The sequence below is a fragment of the Exiguobacterium sp. s163 genome (genome assembly GCF_018617135.1).
Lineage (GTDB): Bacteria > Bacillota > Bacilli > Exiguobacteriales > Exiguobacteriaceae > Exiguobacterium > Exiguobacterium profundum.
This window is the reverse complement of sequence record NZ_JACSJN010000001.1, coordinates 1157294-1175054: the sequence shown is the minus strand read 5'-3', so window position 1 is coordinate 1175054 and position 17761 is coordinate 1157294. Positions and strand designations below refer to the sequence as shown.

At 49.1% G+C, this 17761-nt stretch carries 19 protein-coding genes; 12 read left to right on the top strand and 7 right to left on the bottom strand.

Going from position 1 to position 17761, the window contains the following annotated elements:
* The first annotated feature begins 24 nt into the window (after positions 1 to 24).
* Together KNO71_RS06070 and KNO71_RS06065 are read left to right on the top strand one after the other, a co-directional pair.
* Positions 25 to 480, top strand: coding sequence for an OsmC family protein (locus KNO71_RS06070; protein ID WP_078147806.1), 456 nt, complete (start codon positions 25 to 27; stop codon positions 478 to 480).
* Between the two features lie 171 nt (positions 481 to 651).
* A complete protein-coding gene (locus tag KNO71_RS06065; protein ID WP_251031960.1) occupies positions 652 to 981 on the top strand; it encodes a GNAT family N-acetyltransferase in 330 nt (109 codons plus the stop codon).
* Here the strand turns inward: KNO71_RS06065 and KNO71_RS06060 are convergent.
* Positions 978 to 1424 (bottom strand): DUF4385 domain-containing protein, encoded by a 447-nt coding sequence (locus KNO71_RS06060; RefSeq protein WP_211782115.1) that lies wholly within the window; start codon positions 1422 to 1424, stop codon positions 978 to 980. The two genes, KNO71_RS06065 and KNO71_RS06060, sit on opposite strands and share 4 nt — an antisense overlap.
* Before the next feature lie 74 nt (positions 1425 to 1498).
* Between KNO71_RS06060 and KNO71_RS06055 the strand changes: the two genes are divergently transcribed.
* The 7 genes from KNO71_RS06055 to rbsB all read left to right on the top strand — a co-directional run bounded on the left by KNO71_RS06055 (position 1499) and on the right by rbsB (position 7795).
* Positions 1499 to 2041 carry a GNAT family N-acetyltransferase gene (locus KNO71_RS06055; RefSeq protein WP_214685243.1) on the top strand — a complete coding sequence of 181 codons (543 nt, stop codon included), beginning with the start codon at positions 1499 to 1501 and terminating at the stop codon, positions 2039 to 2041.
* 107 nt (positions 2042 to 2148) lie between these two features.
* Positions 2149 to 3126: a LacI family DNA-binding transcriptional regulator gene (locus tag KNO71_RS06050; protein WP_078147802.1), complete on the top strand. Its 978-nt coding sequence runs from the start codon at positions 2149 to 2151 to the stop codon at positions 3124 to 3126.
* Between the two features lie 3 nt (positions 3127 to 3129).
* Positions 3130 to 4014 carry a ribokinase gene (gene rbsK, locus KNO71_RS06045; RefSeq protein ID WP_078147801.1) on the top strand — a complete coding sequence of 295 codons (885 nt, stop codon included), beginning with the start codon at positions 3130 to 3132 and terminating at the stop codon, positions 4012 to 4014.
* Positions 4014 to 4403, top strand: coding sequence for a D-ribose pyranase (gene rbsD / locus KNO71_RS06040; RefSeq protein WP_078147800.1), 390 nt, complete (start codon positions 4014 to 4016; stop codon positions 4401 to 4403). The genes rbsK and rbsD overlap by 1 nt, the downstream gene beginning before the upstream one ends.
* An 11-nt stretch (positions 4404 to 4414) precedes the next feature.
* Entirely contained in the window at positions 4415 to 5893 is a 1479-nt protein-coding gene (locus tag KNO71_RS06035; RefSeq protein WP_078147799.1) for a sugar ABC transporter ATP-binding protein, read from the top strand.
* Between the two features lies 1 nt (position 5894).
* Positions 5895 to 6860, top strand: coding sequence for an ABC transporter permease subunit (locus KNO71_RS06030; protein WP_214687664.1), 966 nt, complete (start codon positions 5895 to 5897; stop codon positions 6858 to 6860).
* Positions 6861 to 6883: 23 nt separating this feature from the next.
* Entirely contained in the window at positions 6884 to 7795 is a 912-nt protein-coding gene (gene rbsB, locus KNO71_RS06025) for a ribose ABC transporter substrate-binding protein RbsB (protein ID WP_214687663.1), read from the top strand.
* A gap of 477 nt (positions 7796 to 8272) precedes the next feature.
* On the opposite strand, the gene kynB is transcribed toward rbsB, so the two are convergent.
* From kynB to KNO71_RS06005, 4 genes are all read right to left on the bottom strand, one after another.
* The gene (gene kynB, locus KNO71_RS06020; protein WP_214687662.1) at positions 8273 to 8896 is read right to left on the bottom strand and encodes an arylformamidase; all 624 of its coding nucleotides are present in this window, start codon (positions 8894 to 8896) and stop codon (positions 8273 to 8275) included.
* 15 nt (positions 8897 to 8911) lie between these two features.
* The gene (gene kynA / locus KNO71_RS06015) at positions 8912 to 9751 is read right to left on the bottom strand and encodes a tryptophan 2,3-dioxygenase (protein WP_078147797.1); all 840 of its coding nucleotides are present in this window, start codon (positions 9749 to 9751) and stop codon (positions 8912 to 8914) included.
* A gap of 13 nt (positions 9752 to 9764) precedes the next feature.
* A complete protein-coding gene (gene kynU / locus KNO71_RS06010) occupies positions 9765 to 11039 on the bottom strand; it encodes a kynureninase (RefSeq protein ID WP_078147796.1) in 1275 nt (424 codons plus the stop codon).
* Positions 11040 to 11178: 139 nt separating this feature from the next.
* On the bottom strand, positions 11179 to 12693 hold the full coding sequence (locus KNO71_RS06005) for a glycine betaine uptake BCCT transporter (RefSeq protein ID WP_214687661.1): 1515 nt from the start codon (positions 12691 to 12693) through the stop codon (positions 11179 to 11181).
* A 132-nt stretch (positions 12694 to 12825) separates the two neighbouring features.
* Between KNO71_RS06005 and KNO71_RS06000 the strand changes: the two genes are divergently transcribed.
* Positions 12826 to 13674: a Cof-type HAD-IIB family hydrolase gene (locus KNO71_RS06000; RefSeq protein WP_214687660.1), complete on the top strand. Its 849-nt coding sequence runs from the start codon at positions 12826 to 12828 to the stop codon at positions 13672 to 13674.
* Between the two features lie 568 nt (positions 13675 to 14242).
* Positions 14243 to 14407, top strand: coding sequence for a hypothetical protein (locus KNO71_RS05995; RefSeq protein ID WP_168169879.1), 165 nt, complete (start codon positions 14243 to 14245; stop codon positions 14405 to 14407).
* A 24-nt stretch (positions 14408 to 14431) separates the two neighbouring features.
* Here the strand turns inward: KNO71_RS05995 and abc-f are convergent, their stop codons facing one another.
* Positions 14432 to 16276, bottom strand: a complete 1845-nt coding sequence (gene abc-f / locus KNO71_RS05990; RefSeq protein ID WP_214687659.1) for a ribosomal protection-like ABC-F family protein — start codon at positions 16274 to 16276, stop codon at positions 14432 to 14434.
* Positions 16277 to 16613: 337 nt separating this feature from the next.
* Between abc-f and KNO71_RS05985 the strand changes: the two genes are divergently transcribed.
* On the top strand, positions 16614 to 17513 hold the full coding sequence (locus KNO71_RS05985) for a DMT family transporter (protein ID WP_214687658.1): 900 nt from the start codon (positions 16614 to 16616) through the stop codon (positions 17511 to 17513).
* A gap of 43 nt (positions 17514 to 17556) precedes the next feature.
* On the opposite strand, the gene KNO71_RS05980 is transcribed toward KNO71_RS05985, so the two are convergent.
* A complete protein-coding gene (locus KNO71_RS05980) occupies positions 17557 to 17748 on the bottom strand; it encodes a hypothetical protein (RefSeq protein ID WP_074035480.1) in 192 nt (63 codons plus the stop codon).
* Between the last annotated feature and the right edge of the window lie 13 nt (positions 17749 to 17761).

Sequence of the window (17761 nt, the reverse complement as noted above, 5' to 3'; positions counted from 1 at the left end):
TGATTATGGAGAGGAGGATGCAACATGTCAGAAAGACCATTAGTAACGATGCGCGCCGAAGGAGAAGCCGGAGGCGTTAAGACGACTGTGCGTGTAGGCGATCACACCCCATTTATCGTGGATGAGCCAGAACGACTCGGTGGGACGAACAAGGGACCGAATCCACTCGAGTATCTTCTCGGTGCCCAGTCGTCCTGTACGACCATCATGATTGCCTATGCCGCCCAGGATTTGAACTTTGAGTATGAAGGGGTCGAGTTTGTAACAGAAGGGACGCTCGATCCTCGAGGATTCCAAGGGATGGAAGGTGTCCGAACTTACTTTGAGTCGACACATATGAAAATCGTATTGGATACGACCGAATCGGATGAGCGAATCGAAGCATTAAGGAAGGCTGTCGAGGCACGTTGTCCAATTCATAATCTCATGCATGCAGCAGACGTAGCGATGACGGCAGAATGGACTCGAAAATTAGGATGAGGGCAACCTCATCTTTTTTACATAGAAATCGAGAAAAGAGTACGGAGGGAAGACGAATGCATCACCGACCGATGACGCGTGAATGGGCAGGTCAAATTCAAGAATGGACGTACGGAGCTCCTTATGACTTTTATAATCAAACCGCCTTCTGAAGAGGGAGTCGCCGAGTTGATGACGTATCAGGCGATTGTAGAGGAGCATGAGCTGATTGGATTTTATTGCATCGGTTCCCCGGCTCAAGTGCCCAATTCGACATATCCATATTCGTCAGATTTCACGGACATCGGATTGGGGATGCGACCTGATTTGACAGGGAAAGGATATGGAAAATCGTTTGTGACATACGTCATGGAGAGAGCGATGGAACGGAGAAAACCGCTTCGCTTGACTGTCGCCTCCTTCAACGAACGAGCGATTCATCTATACGAAACGGTTGGATTTCGTACTATCACATCGTTCGAGCGAAATGAGATTCCGTTTCAAGTGATGGTACGCGATTAACCATATTTTTTCTGATGTGCCTTTTTACGTCGCAAATAATCCTCATCGGCACGAAGTTGATCCCAATACGTTTTGAAGATGCGGGCAGACTCTGCCTTCTCTTCGTCGATTTCGCGCTCATGGATGTCACCATCTTCTTTATATTTACGACCGCCTTTATAATTGGCATAGCGTCGGGCTCGTGTGTAACCCATTTGGATGAACTTTCGGGACATGTCCATCCCGACGAAATCGTCGTTCGCACGATACGCTTCAAACAATTCCATGATTTCTTCGGCAGATTGCTTCGCAATCTCGGGCGTCTTGAATCGCCAATGAGGCAAAATTTCACTTTTATACGGTTCGACAAGTAGCACACCTTGTTCGCCACGACCGACCCGGTACAGTTCGGGTTGTTTTCGGAAGTCGATTTCATCAAAATTTAAATCATAGTCAAATGGCATGTTCATTCCTCCTCGCCTAACGTTTCCCATTAGGTCGGTCGAGGAAACAACTTGAAGGAAAAGGATGGGTTGATATGATCAAGATGGAGACAGAACGGTTGGTCTTAAGAGCATTTACATTAGAGGATGCAGAGGATATGTATCATTATGCAAAAGATGAGCGAGTCGGACCGATGGCCGGTTGGGCACCTCATGAATCGATTGAAGAAACAAGGGACGTCATTCAACTGTTTATCGAGGAAGCAGATGTATGGGCTATCGTCTTGAAAGAGACCGGGCAAGTGATCGGTAGCATCGGATTACACGACCGAAGACCAGACCCGTCGATTCAACATGATGCACAGCGTGAGATTGGTTATGTGCTCAGTCCAGATTTTTGGGGAAATGGTTACGTGCCAGAAGCCGTTCAGGCGATGATTCGATTCGGATTTGAAGCGTTAGGACTAGAACGGATTTGGTGCGGATACTTCAGCTTCAATGACCAATCGCGACGCGTCGTTGAGAAGTGTGGGTTCACTTATGCGTTCACGAAAACACAAGAATTGACCCGACTCGACGGACGAACGGTAGAAAACCTCGTCCATGTCCAATTAAATCCGACGTTCTCTACACATTGAAGCATGATTTCAATGTGTTTTTTCATGAAATCATAAAAATCCCTTGATATGTAACCGGTTACACATTAAGATGATTTTGTAAGCGTTTCCAGAACGGAGGATGTCAAATGGCGACCATCAAACAAGTAGCAAAACATGCGAACGTCTCAGTGGCGACCGTATCACGCGTCATGAATAAAAGCGGATATGTGAGCGAAGAGGCGAAAGAAGCAGTCGAAAAGGCGATTGCGGAACTGAATTACGCGCCCAACCGAGTCGCACGTTCGCTCTATAAAAAATCGTCGAATTTGATTGGACTCATCATGCCTGATATCACGAACCCGTTCTTTCCACAGCTGGCTCGGGCGATTGAGGATGTCGCCAATCAACATGGGTATCAAGTCGTCTTGTGCAATACAGACGAACAACTTGAAAAAGAACAGACGTATTTAGTCGCCTTGCAAACGATGCACGTCGATGGCCTGATTATCACCACAAATCATTCGCACAATCCGAATTACGAGACGTTGGATTTACCGATGGTCGCACTAGACCGAATCGTAAAAGTGGGGATCGACGCCGTTGTATCAGATGGATATGAGGGTGGAAAGTTGGCGGCCGACACGCTGTTACAACATGGTGCGACACGACTAGCACACATTGCCGGACCGGATCATCTCAAGACGGTCAAACGTCGAACTGAAGGATTTGTCGAAGTAGCGGGAGAGAAGCTCGTCGGAATGACCGAGTCCACGTTCACGTTCAAAGACGCCTTGAAAGCGTCTCAAGAACTGTTCGATCATGCGTGGCCGTTCGATGGCATCTTTGCAGCGAACGATGTGATTGCAGCCGCCGTATTACAGGAAGCAGTCCGTCGAGACATTCGTGTCCCAGAAGAGCTACAGGTCATCGGATATGACGGAATCGAATTAGGCGAGATGACGTCTCCGCCGCTGACGACCATCGTCCAGCCAATCTATGAGATGGGACGACTCGCGACCGAGCGATTGCTCGATTTGATTGAGAAGAAAGACACACGACCGAGAGAAATGCTGTTACCGGTCACGTTACTTGAACGACACACGACAAAGCGGAAGGAGAGATAAAGAATGAAACGCATTGTTGTCATTGGCAGTATATCGATGGACCTTGTCGTCACGTCCGACAAACGTCCACAAGCTGGAGAAACGGTTATCGGTGAATCGTTCCGTACCGTTCCAGGGGGGAAAGGTGCGAACCAGGCAGTCGCTGCTTCCAAGTTAGGCGGCACTGTACAGATGGTCGGTTGCGTGGGAAGTGATCCGTTCGGACAACAGGTGGTTGAAAACTTCAAACGACACGATGTCGATGTCACACATGTTCAAATCATACGGGATGAAGTGACGGGTACGGCCCATATCGTATTGGCTGAGGAAGATAATTCGATCGTCGTCGTCCAATCGGCGAACAAACGAGTCGTTTTCACGGATGAGGAACTCGAACACCTTCTTGACGAGCAGGCATTCGTGCTCCTCCAACTCGAAATTCCAATCGAGACGGTAAAGCAAGTGACCTCTTACTGTAAAGCGAAAGGAATCCCAGTGCTGCTCAATCCGGCACCTTCTCAGCCGCTTCCACCAGAAGTGATTGAAAACGTCACATACTTGACGCCGAACGAACATGAGTGCCGTGACTTATTCAACGGAATATCCGTAGATGATGTTCTCAAACGCTATCCGAACAAGTTACTCGTCACGGAAGGCGTCCATGGTGTTCGATTCCACGACGGACGAGACGTGCGGCATGTGCCAGCCATCCGAGCAAACGTCGTCGACACAACAGGAGCTGGTGACACGTTCAACGGTGCGCTCGCTGTCTCCCTCATCGAACAAGATGATTTGGAGACGGCCGTACGGTTTGCCGTGGTCGCATCCGGCATGAGCGTCGAAGGCTTTGGGGCACAAGGTGGTATGCCGACACGGCAAGACGTACAACAACGATTGGAGCGCGTGTGATGAAAAAACAAGGAATTTTGAATAGTCATCTAGCAAAGGTCTTTGCCGACCTCGGGCATACGGATCGCGTCGTCATCGCCGATTGCGGGTTACCGATTCCAGACGGGGTCAAGCGGGTCGACCTCAGTCTCCGCATCGGCGACCCTTCCTTTCTTGAGGTGCTCGATGTCGTCGAATCGGATTTGGTCGTCGAGCGCATCACAATTGCCGAGGAAATCCTCACACATAATCCGACGATTGCGGATTCACTGAAAGAACGATACGCGAGCATCGACATGTGTTCACATGAAGACTTCAAACGAGAGGTCGCAAAAGCGAAAGTGGTCATTCGAACTGGAGAAGCGACACCTTACGCCAACGTCATCTTACACGCCGGGGTCATTTTTTAAGGGGGGATTCGATGCATATTCAGTTGAAAGGCATCCATAAGTCGTTCGGACCAGTCTCCGTCTTAAAAGGAGTCGATTTCGAACTGTTGCCTGGAGAAATTCATGCGCTTATGGGCGAGAACGGGGCCGGAAAGTCGACATTGATGAAGGTGATGACCGGTCTGCATGCGCAGGATGAAGGTGAGATTCTCATCGACGGCGCGAAACGTCAATTCAAGCACCCAAAAGAAGCGGAGCAAGAAGGCATCGCCTTCATCCATCAGGAGCTCAATATCTTACCGGAGATGACGGTGACAGAAAACTTATTTTTGGGTCGAGAGCTGACAGGACCGTTCGGGATGGTCAAACAGCAGGAGATGACAAGACGTGCTCGAGAATACTTGGCTGAATTGAACGTTTTCATGGATGTCGATGAAGTGGCACGCAACTTATCGGTCGGTCAGCAACAGATGATTGAGATTGCCAAGGCGCTCATGACAGATGCGAAGGTCATCGTCATGGATGAACCGACAGCCGCCTTGACGGATCGCGAAATCCAGGCGCTCTTCGCCGTGTCTCGTGCCTTACGAGATCAAGGCGTGTCTATCATCTATATCTCACACCGAATGGAAGAGATTTTTGACTTATGCGACCGAATCACGGTACTTCGGGATGGACAATCCATTTCGACTCGTACGATTCAGGACACCTCATTTGAGGAAACGGTGCGCGATATGGTCGGTCGCGAGATTGGGGAACGCTATCCGACACGTACCGCTACACTTGGGGACGTCGTACTCGAGGTGGATGATTTAATCGGTAACCGGTTCCACAATGTATCGTTCAACGTCCGTGCCGGAGAAATCGTCGGGTTTTCCGGATTGATGGGAGCGGGACGAACCGAGGTGATGCGTGCCTTATTCGGAGCAGACACCCACAAAGGGGGAGTCATCAAACTGAACGGGAAACCGATTCGAATCAAAACTCCGGCCGACGCCATCAAGCACGGCATCGCATTTTTGACAGAGGACCGAAAAGGGGAAGGCTTACTCCTCGATTTCTCGCTAAGAGAAAACCTGTCGCTCCCGACACTCGATAAACGAGCAAAAGGGTCTGTCATCTCGAAACAACAGGAGGAGACGTTCGCCGAGACATACTTACAAAAATTGCGGGTCAAACATCATTCGATGGAACAAAAAGTGAAGTCGTTGTCTGGTGGGAATCAACAGAAGATTGTGCTCGGCAAATGGTTAGGTGTCGAACCAGACGTCTTGATTTTGGATGAGCCGACCCGAGGCGTCGACGTCGGTGCCAAGAAAGAGATTTACAACATCATGAGCGATCTCGCGGAATCAGGCGTCGCCATCATCATGGTCTCTTCTGATTTACCGGAAGTACTCGGGATGAGCGATCGGATTGTCGTCATGCGAGAAGGTGTGGTGACCGGGACGCTCACGAAAGATGAGGCGACACAGGAAAAAGTAATGACGTATGCGACAGGAGGGCAATGATATGGAATTGAAAGCAACGACCGGACTGAAGCGCCCGGGTCGACTCGGATGGGGGCAAAAACTAGGACCGCTGTTTGGTCTGCTCGTCATTGTTGTCGTCGTGACGGCGCTCGAACCAGGATTTTTATCATTAAATAATATCTTTAACGTACTCCGCCAAGTGTCGATCAATGCCTTGATTGCCTTCGGGATGACGTTTGTCATCTTGACAGGGGGAATCGATTTATCGGTCGGGTCGATTTTGGCGCTCGCTTCTGCACTAGTGGCAGGCATGATGGTGGACGGTCAACATGCGGTTATGGCCGTCGCACTCGGCTTGATTGCAGGTGCCGTTCTCGGGGCCTTTAACGGGGCGGTCATCACGTACGGGAAAGTGGCACCGTTCATCGCGACATTGGCTACGATGACCATTTATCGGGGCTTGACGCTCGTCTATACAGACGGACGACCGATTACGGGTCTCGGAAATTCCGGTTGGTTCGAGATGCTCGGACGCGGCTACTTCTGGATCATTCCAGTACCGGCATTGACGATGGTACTCGCATTCGGTGTCCTGTATTTCATCTTGAAGAAGACGACATTTGGTCGTCACACGTACGCGATCGGTGGAAATGAAGAAGCGGCGAAATTAATGGGGATTGGCGTCAATAAAGTCAAAATCATGATCTACTCCCTATCGGGTATGCTTGCGGCACTCGCAGGCATCATCTTGACATCGCGCCTTAATTCCGCACAACCGACGGCAGGAACGTCATACGAACTCGATGCCATCGCAGCGGTCGTTCTCGGGGGAACGAGCCTAGCGGGTGGTCGAGGTTGGATTGTCGGGACGTTGATCGGGGCGCTGATCATCGGAACGCTCAACAACGGATTGAACCTTCTCGGCGTATCATCTTTCTTCCAACTCGTCGTAAAAGGTGCAGTTATATTGTTTGCAGTATTGCTTGATCGTCGACAAAACGCGTAACACACGAAAGGGGAAAACGGAACATGAAAAAATGGACAGCTTGGCTACTCGCACTGACAATGGTACTGATGGCAGCTTGCTCGACTGAACAACCGGGGTCATCTTCTGAGACGGAAACGAAAGATGGGGATTATGAGATCGGATTATCGATCTCGACATTGAACAACCCGTTCTTCGTCGCATTGAAAGAAGGCGCGGAAGAACAGGCGAACGAAATGGATGCGACGTTGACGGTAGCGGACGCGCAAAACGATGCCGCGAAACAAGTGAACGACGTCGAAGACATGATTCAAAAGGGGATGGATTTGATTCTCATCAACCCGACAGATTCAGAAGCGGTCGGTGCAGCGGTACAAGCAGTGAACGATGCAGGCATTCCTGTCATCACGGTAGACCGTAACGCTGAAACAGGGGACGTCGTCGCCCACGTGGCATCAGATAACGTCGCAGGTGGACAGCTGGCGGGTGACTACATGGTCGAACTCGTAGGCGAAGGGCAAAAAGTCGTCGAGCTCGAGGGGATTCCAGGAGCGTCTGCGACACGTGACCGCGGACAAGGATTCAACGAAGCCATCGATGGGAAATTGGAAGTCGTGGCAAAACAATCGGCAAACTTTGACCGTGCAGAAGGATTGACGGTCATGGAGAACATCCTACAGGACAATAAAGACATCGTCGCTGTATTCGCACATAACGATGAGATGGCACTCGGTGCCGTTCAAGCACTCGAAGCGGCTGGAATGAGTGACGTGAAAGTCATCGGATTTGATGCGACAGATGATGCCGTCAAAGCGGTCGAAGGTGGGACGATGGCAGCAACGGTTGCCCAAAAACCAGCTGAGATTGGGAAGTTGGGTGTAGAAGCGGCCATCAACCACTTGAAAGGTGAAACGGTGGAAGAGAACATCCCGGTCGAACTCGAATTAATCAAATAAGTAAGTAGAAACCTCACGATGCCTTGATTTCGGGTAGAGCTCGTGAGGTGATTTTTATTTATATGGGGAATTGAGAAATTGTGTACCGTTGTTCATATGTTTTAAAGAGCTTGCTGTATCACGACGAGTTGGTTCGGAAATGATATTAGTATCTGTACCAACTGGATGAATGACACAATCCTTTTGCTGAACATTTGTGATCATGAAAGTGTTAGTGTCTAAATCTTGTATTTTTAGTTGACTGTAAACTCTTTCAAGCATTGATTGTTTCGTTCCATTTCTGTTTAGGAAATAAACGAATGAATTGTTTAGCATTCGAATTGTTCGGAAGTGGCCATAGTCTTTTTCCATCACCGCCAGGTAATAATAGAATCTACATCGAATGTCCTCTCTTCAAATAGAATTTCTCATCATCTCGCCAAACATCGGACTATCCCTGTCTAATCCAAAAAGAGACAGCCGATTCCGGCTATCTCTTTACAATATAGGACGAAGCAATGCGCGAACGGGGCTTCCATCCCCTTCGACGATTGGGAGAGGAACGGCATTCAAGTCATAATCTCCCGGTAAGATATTGTCTAAAACGAGTCCTTCTAGGATATGCACACCATTTTGTGCTAACGCGTGATGGCCGCTCATCTCTTTACTGTCAATCGCATCAACGGACGGTAAGTCGAGTCCGATCAAGAAGATTCCGAGTTCTCCGAGACGATCGGCAAGAGCGGGTGTCAGTTCAGGAATCGTCTCTGGGAAGACGCTCTTATCGGACCAACCATCCGTTTTTAAGATGAGGCGTTCGACCCCGGTCAAGTCATGACCATCCAAATCAGATGCTTCAATCTTTGCCTTATGCGGTAGATGAATCACACGGGCTGGTCCGATATATACGGACGGATCGAGGTCGATCACGCGCTTCCCATGGTCGTCAAAATGAAACGGTGCATCGATGTGGGTCCCGAGATGTAAACTCAATGTCATCTTCCCGACATTGACCGAACCACTCTCTGCCATCGGCCACGCGATTTCATATGAAAATTTTGTATCTCCCGGCCATGTCGCAACATCGGCATGAAGTGGCTGTGATACATCAATCCAAGTCATTTTGTTCAGCTCCTCTTATAGTGATGTCCGGACCGTCCACAGTTCTGGGAAGAAGCGATGATCGAGCACGCGACGTAAGTAGTTCACGCCAGACGAACCACCTGTCCCCATCTTCTGTCCGATGATGCGTTCCACGGTGCTCATATGGTTAAAGCGCCACATCTGTTGCTGACTCCCGATATCGAGTAGCTTTTCACCGAGCTCATATAAGTCCCAATACGTATCGACGTCGCGATAGACCTCGCCCCATGCCTTCTCGACACTTTCGTTCCATTCCCAATCTTGGGTGACATCACGTTCGAGTACACTCGCATCAATCGATAGACCCCGACGATGCATTTCGTGGACCGTCACATCATAAATGCTAGGAGCTTGTAGCGAGCCTTCGAGCAATGGATACAGTTTTTCATCGTGTGCGTAAACACTGAGCGTCCGTGCGTTTTTGAAGCCGAGTGCGAATTCGATTTGTCGGTTTTGGTAAGACTGAAAACCGGATGAAGAGCCAAGTTGGTCTCGAAACTCTAAATACTCGGCCGGCGTCAACGTCGCGAGGACGCCCCATGACTGGATGAGTTGCTGCTGAATCTTCGAGACGCGGGCGAGCATCTTGAACGAACGCTCGAGCTCCCCGTTCGTGATGGCCGTCGTGGCTGCTGTCAATTCATGCAAGATGAGCTTCATCCACAACTCGCTCGTCTGGTGGATGATGATGAACAGCATCTCATCGTGATGGTCGGAAAGGCGATGCTGACTCGATAAAATCGGGTCGAGCTGGAGATAGTCCCCGTACGACATGTCTTTTGAGAAATCCGTTTGAATCGATTTTTCTACTTTATGTTCCGTGCGTTCACTCATGACAGTTCCCCCCTTATGCGACCACTTCGCGGACGTTCTCGAACGCCTCGTACTCTTTGTCGTCCATGATTTTCTTCAACGTCACGATCACGTCATATACGTCGGAAAACGTATTATATAGTGCGACCGGTGCGAGACGGATGATATTCGGTGCGCGGAAGTCAGGGATGATGTGATGTTTCTTCAACGCTTTACAGATGCGTGCCGCTTCGGGATGCTCGAGGCTCAAATGAGCGCCGCGCTGTCGTGTGTCCGTCGGGCTACCGATGAAGAATCCGTGAGGTGCGAGCATCTCTTCGATCAAATCCATCATATACGTCGTGAGCGCGAGTGATTTTTGACGAATCGCTTCCATCCCGACCTCGTTGAACATCTCAAGCGCGCCAAGTTGAGGAGCGAGGCTCATAACGTGTGGTGTTCCGATTTGGAACGCACCGGCATGTTCGGCCGGTGTCATCGTATGATCCATATCGAATTGCTTATCTTTGCGCGAACCGAACCAACCGGCGAGTCCCGGTGTCGTGCCGAAGTGACGTTCATGAACGAATAAGCCCCCGACCGTTCCGGGACCCCCGTTCAAATGTTTATAGTTGCACCAGTATGCGAAATCGACACCCCAGTCGTGGAAGTCGTGAGGGATGGCACCGACGGAGTGACAGGCATCGAAGCCAATCAAAATCCCACGCTCGTGCGCCGCCTTCGTCAGACGAGGCATGTCTAAAATCTGACCGCTTCGATAGAGGACAGTCGGCAATACGATCAGGGCAATCTCGTCGGTCATCGCGGCAATCAAGTCATCTTCTACTAAGAAGCGCCCATCCGGACTGTCGACTTGAACGAGGTGATCAGAAGGGTCTAGTCCACGCAATTCGAGCTGGCTCTTTAAAGCGTAAATGTCAGACGGGAACGTGAGGGCGTCTGCCAAAATCTTCGTGCGTTTGCCATCCGGTTTGAAGAACGATGTGACGAGTTGATGCAAGTTCACGGTCGTCGAACCAGTGACCATCACTTCTTCCGGCTTTCCACCGATGAGCGGCGCGTTCAGAGTGGCTAACTCTTCAGACAAGTTGAACCAAGGATGACGACCGGACATCCAGCCGTCAATCCCGAGCTCTCTCCAGTCCGCAAGTGATTCAAGGAGTGTGCGCTCGGCTCGTTTCGATAAGAGACCGAGTGAATTCCCATCCATATAAATCCCGTGTTCCGGTAAATAAAATTCTTCCCGATACGATGCGAGCGGGTCTTGTTTGTCTAGTTGTTGTGCGTAAGCACGTGTGAAATCGTTCATCTCCCCATATTCCCCCTTTAAAGCTTGTACGTTGTCAAAATCGTAGCAATCGGACATAAGGAAGTCAACAAACAACGAGATGTCGGCGAGTCAAACTAAAAAACGCTCAAGGATCTTCCCGAGCGTTTAAAAATACAGCTTATTTTATTTTTCGTACGTTCTCTTGTCGGAGTAACTTAAATAATGTGAACACCATCAGCAGAAGAATAATCGTGAAGGGCAAGGCGGAAATCAACGACGCAGTTTGAAGTCCTTCTAAGCCACTCGCAAGCAACAAGACGGCAGCGATTCCTCCTAACAGAACTCCCCAAGCGATTCGAACGGGGAGGGGCGGATTCAAGCTACCGTTCGTCGTCATACTACTGATGATATAGGTGGCAGAATCGGCCGACGTGATCAAGAACGTCAAAATCAAGAGAATCGACAAGACGGAGAGGATAAAACTGAACGGGAGCTCGGCAAACGTCACGAACAATGCGCTCGTCACGTCCGCATTGACGGCTTCAGCGATGGAAGTCCCTTCGAATAAATCTAGATGTAGGGCAGTGCCCCCGAATACGGCAATCCAAAGGAGCGCAATGAACGGAGGAACGATGAGGACACCGACGATGAATTCACGAATGGTACGTCCTCGTGAGACACGTGCGACGAACGCTCCGACAAATGGGGACCAGGCGATGGCCCATGCCCAATAAAAGATTGTCCAATCCCGGACCCACGTCCCCTGTTGATACGGTTGTAGACGAAGACTATAGCGAATGAAATTTTGTAAGTAGTCACCTAGACCGAGCGTCAAGGTTTCTAAAATGAAAATGGTAGGACCGGCAAAGAAGACGAAGACCATCAACACGAGTGCGGTACCTAAGTTGATGTTACTCAACCACTTGATGCCACGATCGAGCCCTGTCGTCGTCGATGTTAAAAAGAGAGCGGTCAAGACGACGATGATGGCGACTTGCATCCAAGCGGTGTTCGGGAGCCCGAACACGCTGTTCAGTCCGCCATTGATTTGAAGAACACCTAAACCAAGCGACGTCGCGACACCCATGACGGTGGCAATGACCGCTAAAATATCAATCGTCTGGTTCAACGGTTGTTTGTACGGTCGTTCTTTTATAAGTGGTGAGAGGCTAGTCGAGATGAGCCCGTCCGCATTACGACGAAACTGGAAATAGGCGATGATCAGTCCGACAATCGCAAAGACAGACCATTGACTGACACCCCAATGGAAGAACGAATAGGCCATCGCGAGGCGTGCCCCTTCGACCGTCAATGCCTCCGTATCCGTATAAGGTGGCGTAAAGAAATGACTCATCGGCTCGGCAACACCCCAAAAGACGAGTCCAACACCGAATCCTGCGGAGAATAACATGCCGATCCAAGTAAAGAACGAATATTGAGGGCGATCGTCATCCTTCCCGAGACGGATTTTTCCGTATTTACTGAACGCTAAAAAGACTAAAAAGAGCACAAACAAGAATACGGAAAGTAAATAGAACCAACCGAACGAGCGAGTTGTAAAGTTAAAAATAGATCCTGCGATTGAAGCGAATGATGTTGGGGCAATGGCTCCGAATAGAACGAGTAAGGCGATCAAACTTGCTGAGATGTAAAAGACGCGATTCAAACGTGGCTTTTGTGTAGAATCTTTCATAGATGTCTCCTTTCAAAAAATATTATGCAGCACTAATAAACGTTTCCCTAATCTCCACATTGCAAACAGGAGACGCATTCATCGTGTTTTGTATAGTTGAATCGGGAAAAGAACCAAAGAGGAGGGAACGATATGAAATTGATTGCGATTGATTTAGACGGGACGCTGTTATCGCGCACGGGCGTGATTACAAAGGCAAACCAGGAGGCGATTCGTCGTCGGCAAGAACAGGGTGATATCGTCACGATTTGTTCAGGACGTTCGATTCATGATATCGAGGAGCTGTTGAAGCGAAGTGACCTCGTCTGTCCGATTTTGTCAGGTAACGGAGCAATCGGGTTTTATGAGAACGAGCGAATTTACTATCATGCGATGGATCAAACGGTTGTAGACGAGCTATGGGAAATCGCGAACGCAGATGATGCGTACGTCGAATTTTATACGAATGCGGGAGTGAAAGTACTCCGTTCAGGGAGTGATTTACTGAAGCGGGAACTCGATGAGGTGTTGCCACACGATCAATCGTTCACTCGCGAGTGGGCGGAACGTGAGATTGAAATTCAAAATGAGCAATTCGGTCTGACGTATATGGATTCGATGGCAGACATCGACTTTGCACGAGATGAAGTGTACAAGGTGTTTGTCTATTCGTTCGATCGCCGAAAGCTACACCGGTTGCGTAAAATCTATGAACCACGGAACGATATTTTGATTACGACTGCGGGGTGGACGAAAATTGAAATCGGACATCCTCATGCGAGTAAAGGCGCAGCCTTGAAACAGCTAGCTGAGCATTATCAGATTCCGATGCGTGATGTCGTCGCCATCGGAGACAATCTGAATGATGTGTCGATGTTCGAAGTGGCAGAAACAAGGATTGCGATGGGGAATGCTGTGGATCCGTTAAAAGATTTGAGCACGCATATTACAAAGGATGTAGAAGAGGACGGGGTCGCTTATGCACTGACGCATTATGTATGAATTGGATTATGGAGAAATCGTGAACGAGGATTGAATCTCACTTAAAACGGATATTGTATACATGTAACCATTCACTTTCTGAAATGAGCGGGGAACGGGGAGGCACTTTCGTCACCTGTCGCTTATGGATGAAAGGGATGGGCAACGTCCATATGAACGTGAATCGTGTATTCCAAACGATGATACGTCGGCCTCTGCTTGCCATCGGAGCAAGCATACCAGACAGACTGTTTGTATACGGAATTCCACATGATCCGCGTCAGAAGTGGACATCATAGGTGCCAAGTCCTCTCGTGCCCATTCAATCAAAATGTCTATGAGTCACCTATTCGATTTCATGTTTTCGAATGAAAAACAATTGGTGAACCAATGGACGATGAACGGATTGGAATGATGCGTCACGTTGGCTTGGACATCTCTAGTCGAACCAAATCATGGATGGGACGGTCAATCGAGCAAGGGCTTGGTTGGATGAAAGTCCGGGGACTAGAGAATCAAGAAAAGCGCCGAGTGAGGGCGCTTTTCTTGTGGTATCCTATTGAGTGAATGCAACCGATGGAGGGATCATATGCCAAAGCTATATTGGTTCGGAACGTTTCTTAGTGGAGTGATTCTTTTGACAACGGGAACGATGGAAGGTCTTTACCGCATACTCCCAATTGGGTTGATGGCTATCGCGGTCATCGGCTATCTCATACAGATTCGATTTGAGCAAAAGAAGCGGCGCCCTTGATCGGGTGCCGCTTCTCTTTATAGATTACAAAGTTTCGAGCAAACGTGTCATCACATCATCGATTTCTTCCTGCAACGCATCAACTTGTCGTTGTAACGCCATCAATTCATCAAGGTCATCCAATTCATTCATCCGTTGGAGTAGCGCCTGATGTTCTGTCTCTAATTGGGTTAGGTGAGCTTCCTCATCAACCGTAGATGGAGCGACTTTCGTCTGCTTCAGCGATTTTGATGGTTTGACGCGCTCCGTTACAGGTTCATCTTTCGATGCCTGTCCACGCTTGTCGAGAGCATAGGCGACGTTACCTTCGAAACGCGTCATCGTCCCGTCGAGCCAATACGTGATGGGGAACAGCTTATTTAAGAAGTAGCGGTCATGGGAAACCGTAACGACCGTTCCAGGGAAACGTTCGAGCGCATCTTCAAGTGCCTCTCTCGATTCGATATCCAAATGGTTCGTCGGCTCGTCTAGGACGAGGACATTGATTTCTTCATGGACGAGGATGGCAAGCATGAGTCGCATCTTCTCCCCGCCGCTCAAATTTGAGACAGGCTTAAACACACTCGCGCCGTAAAATAGAAACTGAGCGAGAAGGTGCCTCGCTTTGCCTTCATCGACTGCGATCCGGTCCCGAAACGCCTCGATTAAGCGATGTGACTCATCGAACGTGATGTGTTGCGACAGATATCCAATTTTGGCTTGATCGGCTCGTCGGACGGTCCCAGCTTGAGGGATAACTTCACCGAGTAACATTTTCAAAAGCGAAGATTTTCCACTCCCGTTCGGTCCGACGATGGCGACGCGTTCTCCGTGACCTGTATAGAAGTGCACGTTTTCAAATAGAGGACGATCATACGTGAGTGTCACGTCACTCACTTCGAAGACGTCACGCCCGGTACGCCCGTTCGTCGTGAACTGGATATTCGGTTGCTCGGCTTCGAGTTGTGGTCGTTTGATTCGTTCAATTCGTTCGAGAGCCTTTTCCATCGATTTGGCGCGACGATAGAACTTTTCATTCGGCGGATTGCCCTCGTTGGCCCATTGCCGCAACTGTCGAATCGTTTCTTTCATTTTTTTGATTTTCTTCTGTTGCTCCGTGTAAGCGTGAAACTGGTCAAGCAACTGTTTTTCTTTTTGGGCAACGAAGTCCGTATAATTCCCAGGATAACTCGTCAATTCTCCATCCTCACACTCGACGATTCGCGTGGCGACCGCATCTAAGAAGACCCGGTCATGGGAGACGATGAGGAGCGCTGAAGCATAATCCTGTAAATAGGATTCGAGCCATGTCATCGCTTCTAAATCTAGATGGTTCGTCGGTTCGTCCAAAATGAGTAGCTCTGGTTCCTGAAGAAGCGCCAAGGCTAGACCGATTTTTGTACGCTCGCCACCGCTTAGCGTATCAAACGGTTGGTCCACGAATGAGGTCAATTTGAGTCCATCAATCATTGCGCTGATTTTTGACTCGTAGACATATCCACCAGCATGTTCGAATTGTTCTTGGATAGCACCGTATGATTCGAGAAGACGTTCTAGTTGTTTGGACGTCGCCATTTCTTGCTCGAGGGAAGACATTTTTTCACTCAGGCGAGTCACTTCCTCAAAAGCAGTATAGAGGACGTCACGACCACTGCGTCCAGGGTAGTCAGGAAGCTGCACCAAATAGCCGATAGAGAGTCGTTGTCGGCGGTAAATCGTACCGGCGTCATGCTCTTCAGAGCCGACAAGGATTCGTAACAGCGTCGTTTTGCCACTGCCGTTTCGGCCGACAAGACCGACTCGTTCGTTTTCGTTCATGAATAAATTCGCATCTGTGAGAACGGCGTGCCCGCCGTATTGTTTTTGAATGTGTTGAAGATCGATCAACATAATAGGTTCCTCCTAAGGTTAGGGCCTATCAAAAAAACCGAACGCAAAGAAGCGCTCGGTTTAGAAAGAGAGAGGCGCTTTGTCGTATATTCAGCAATGTCTAAAAAAGGACAGACGGGTCCCTTGATTAAGCGACATCGTGAAAAATCGCACGCAAAATGTACAAATGTTCAGTTGTCCAATGCGTACGTCCGACAAATTTCACCTTTCTCCCTCCTTTCATTCTTCTATATCTTGATTGTAAGCGTTTTTCTTACGACTGACAATGAAAATAAATGAAAATAAAGGAAATGGAAGCAAGGATGTCGTATATAGTCGCCATCGAGGAGGCGAAGAAATGAGGAAAGAATGGCTAGGAGCACTCAGTTTGACCCTTGCGGCGAGTATATGGGGCGGGATGTATGTGGTCAGTAAATATGCGCTCGCATATATTGAACCGTTCACGTTCGTCTGGTTACGATACGCTGTTGCATTTATGGTCCTTTTCGTCGTTTGGTTTCGGTTTGGACGGGAATCGATTCGACGGGCGGATTGGAAGTGGATCGGACTCGTCGGCGTCATTGGATACGTCGCTTCGATTTCGTTTCAATTTATCGGAACGAAGCTATCGGATGCACATACCGGCTCCCTTGTGACCGCAGCGACACCAGCTTTCATGGTCTTATTTGCCCGAATCTTATTGAAAGAACGACTGACTCCTGTCAAGATTGGAGCGCTTGGGCTGGCAACGGTCGGTGTTCTCATCGTCGTCGGTTGGGAAGGGGAAGGGACGTATCGAGTAGGCAGTTTCATACTTGTTCTAGCTGCCGTGACGTGGGCACTCATGTCGATTTATGTGAAAATCGGGACGCAGACCTTATCGACGTTGACACTGACGACGTTTGCGATCGGAGTCGCATGGTTATTGATGACGCCTTTGATGAGTGTGGAGGTCATGCAATCAGGGTGGCCAAAGTTAAATGGCGTCCTTTGGCTTAGTGTTCTCTATATCGGTGTCGTATCGACGGCAGGAGCGTTTTTCTTCTGGAACAAAGGACTCGAGTTGATGGATGCGAGTGTCGGGTCACTCTTTTTCTTCTTTCAACCCTTGGTTGGCGGGACACTCGGGTGGCTCGTTTTGAACGAAACGCTCCATCTTAACTTCTTTATCGGTGCCGGTTGTATCATGACGGCTGTGACGTGGTCGACGCTCGCGGAACGAAGACAACAACTGCCAATTTCAAACCGTCATCTGTAATGGCAAAGCGGTCGCCCTCATTTTGGAGGGTGACCGCTTTTGATTAAAATCCATGATGGTCGAGTTTGTCTTGTTCGCGCTTCATCTCGAGTTCAAGCCGTTGGATCGCGAGTTTCTCTTCTTCGATCTTCAATCGTCTTTCTTCGACACGTGCTTCTCTCGTTTTGATAATCGTATTGGCACCGACTGACGAGACCACAATCACCATAACCATGATGTAGAAAAAGAAATCCATATATAGCCCTCCT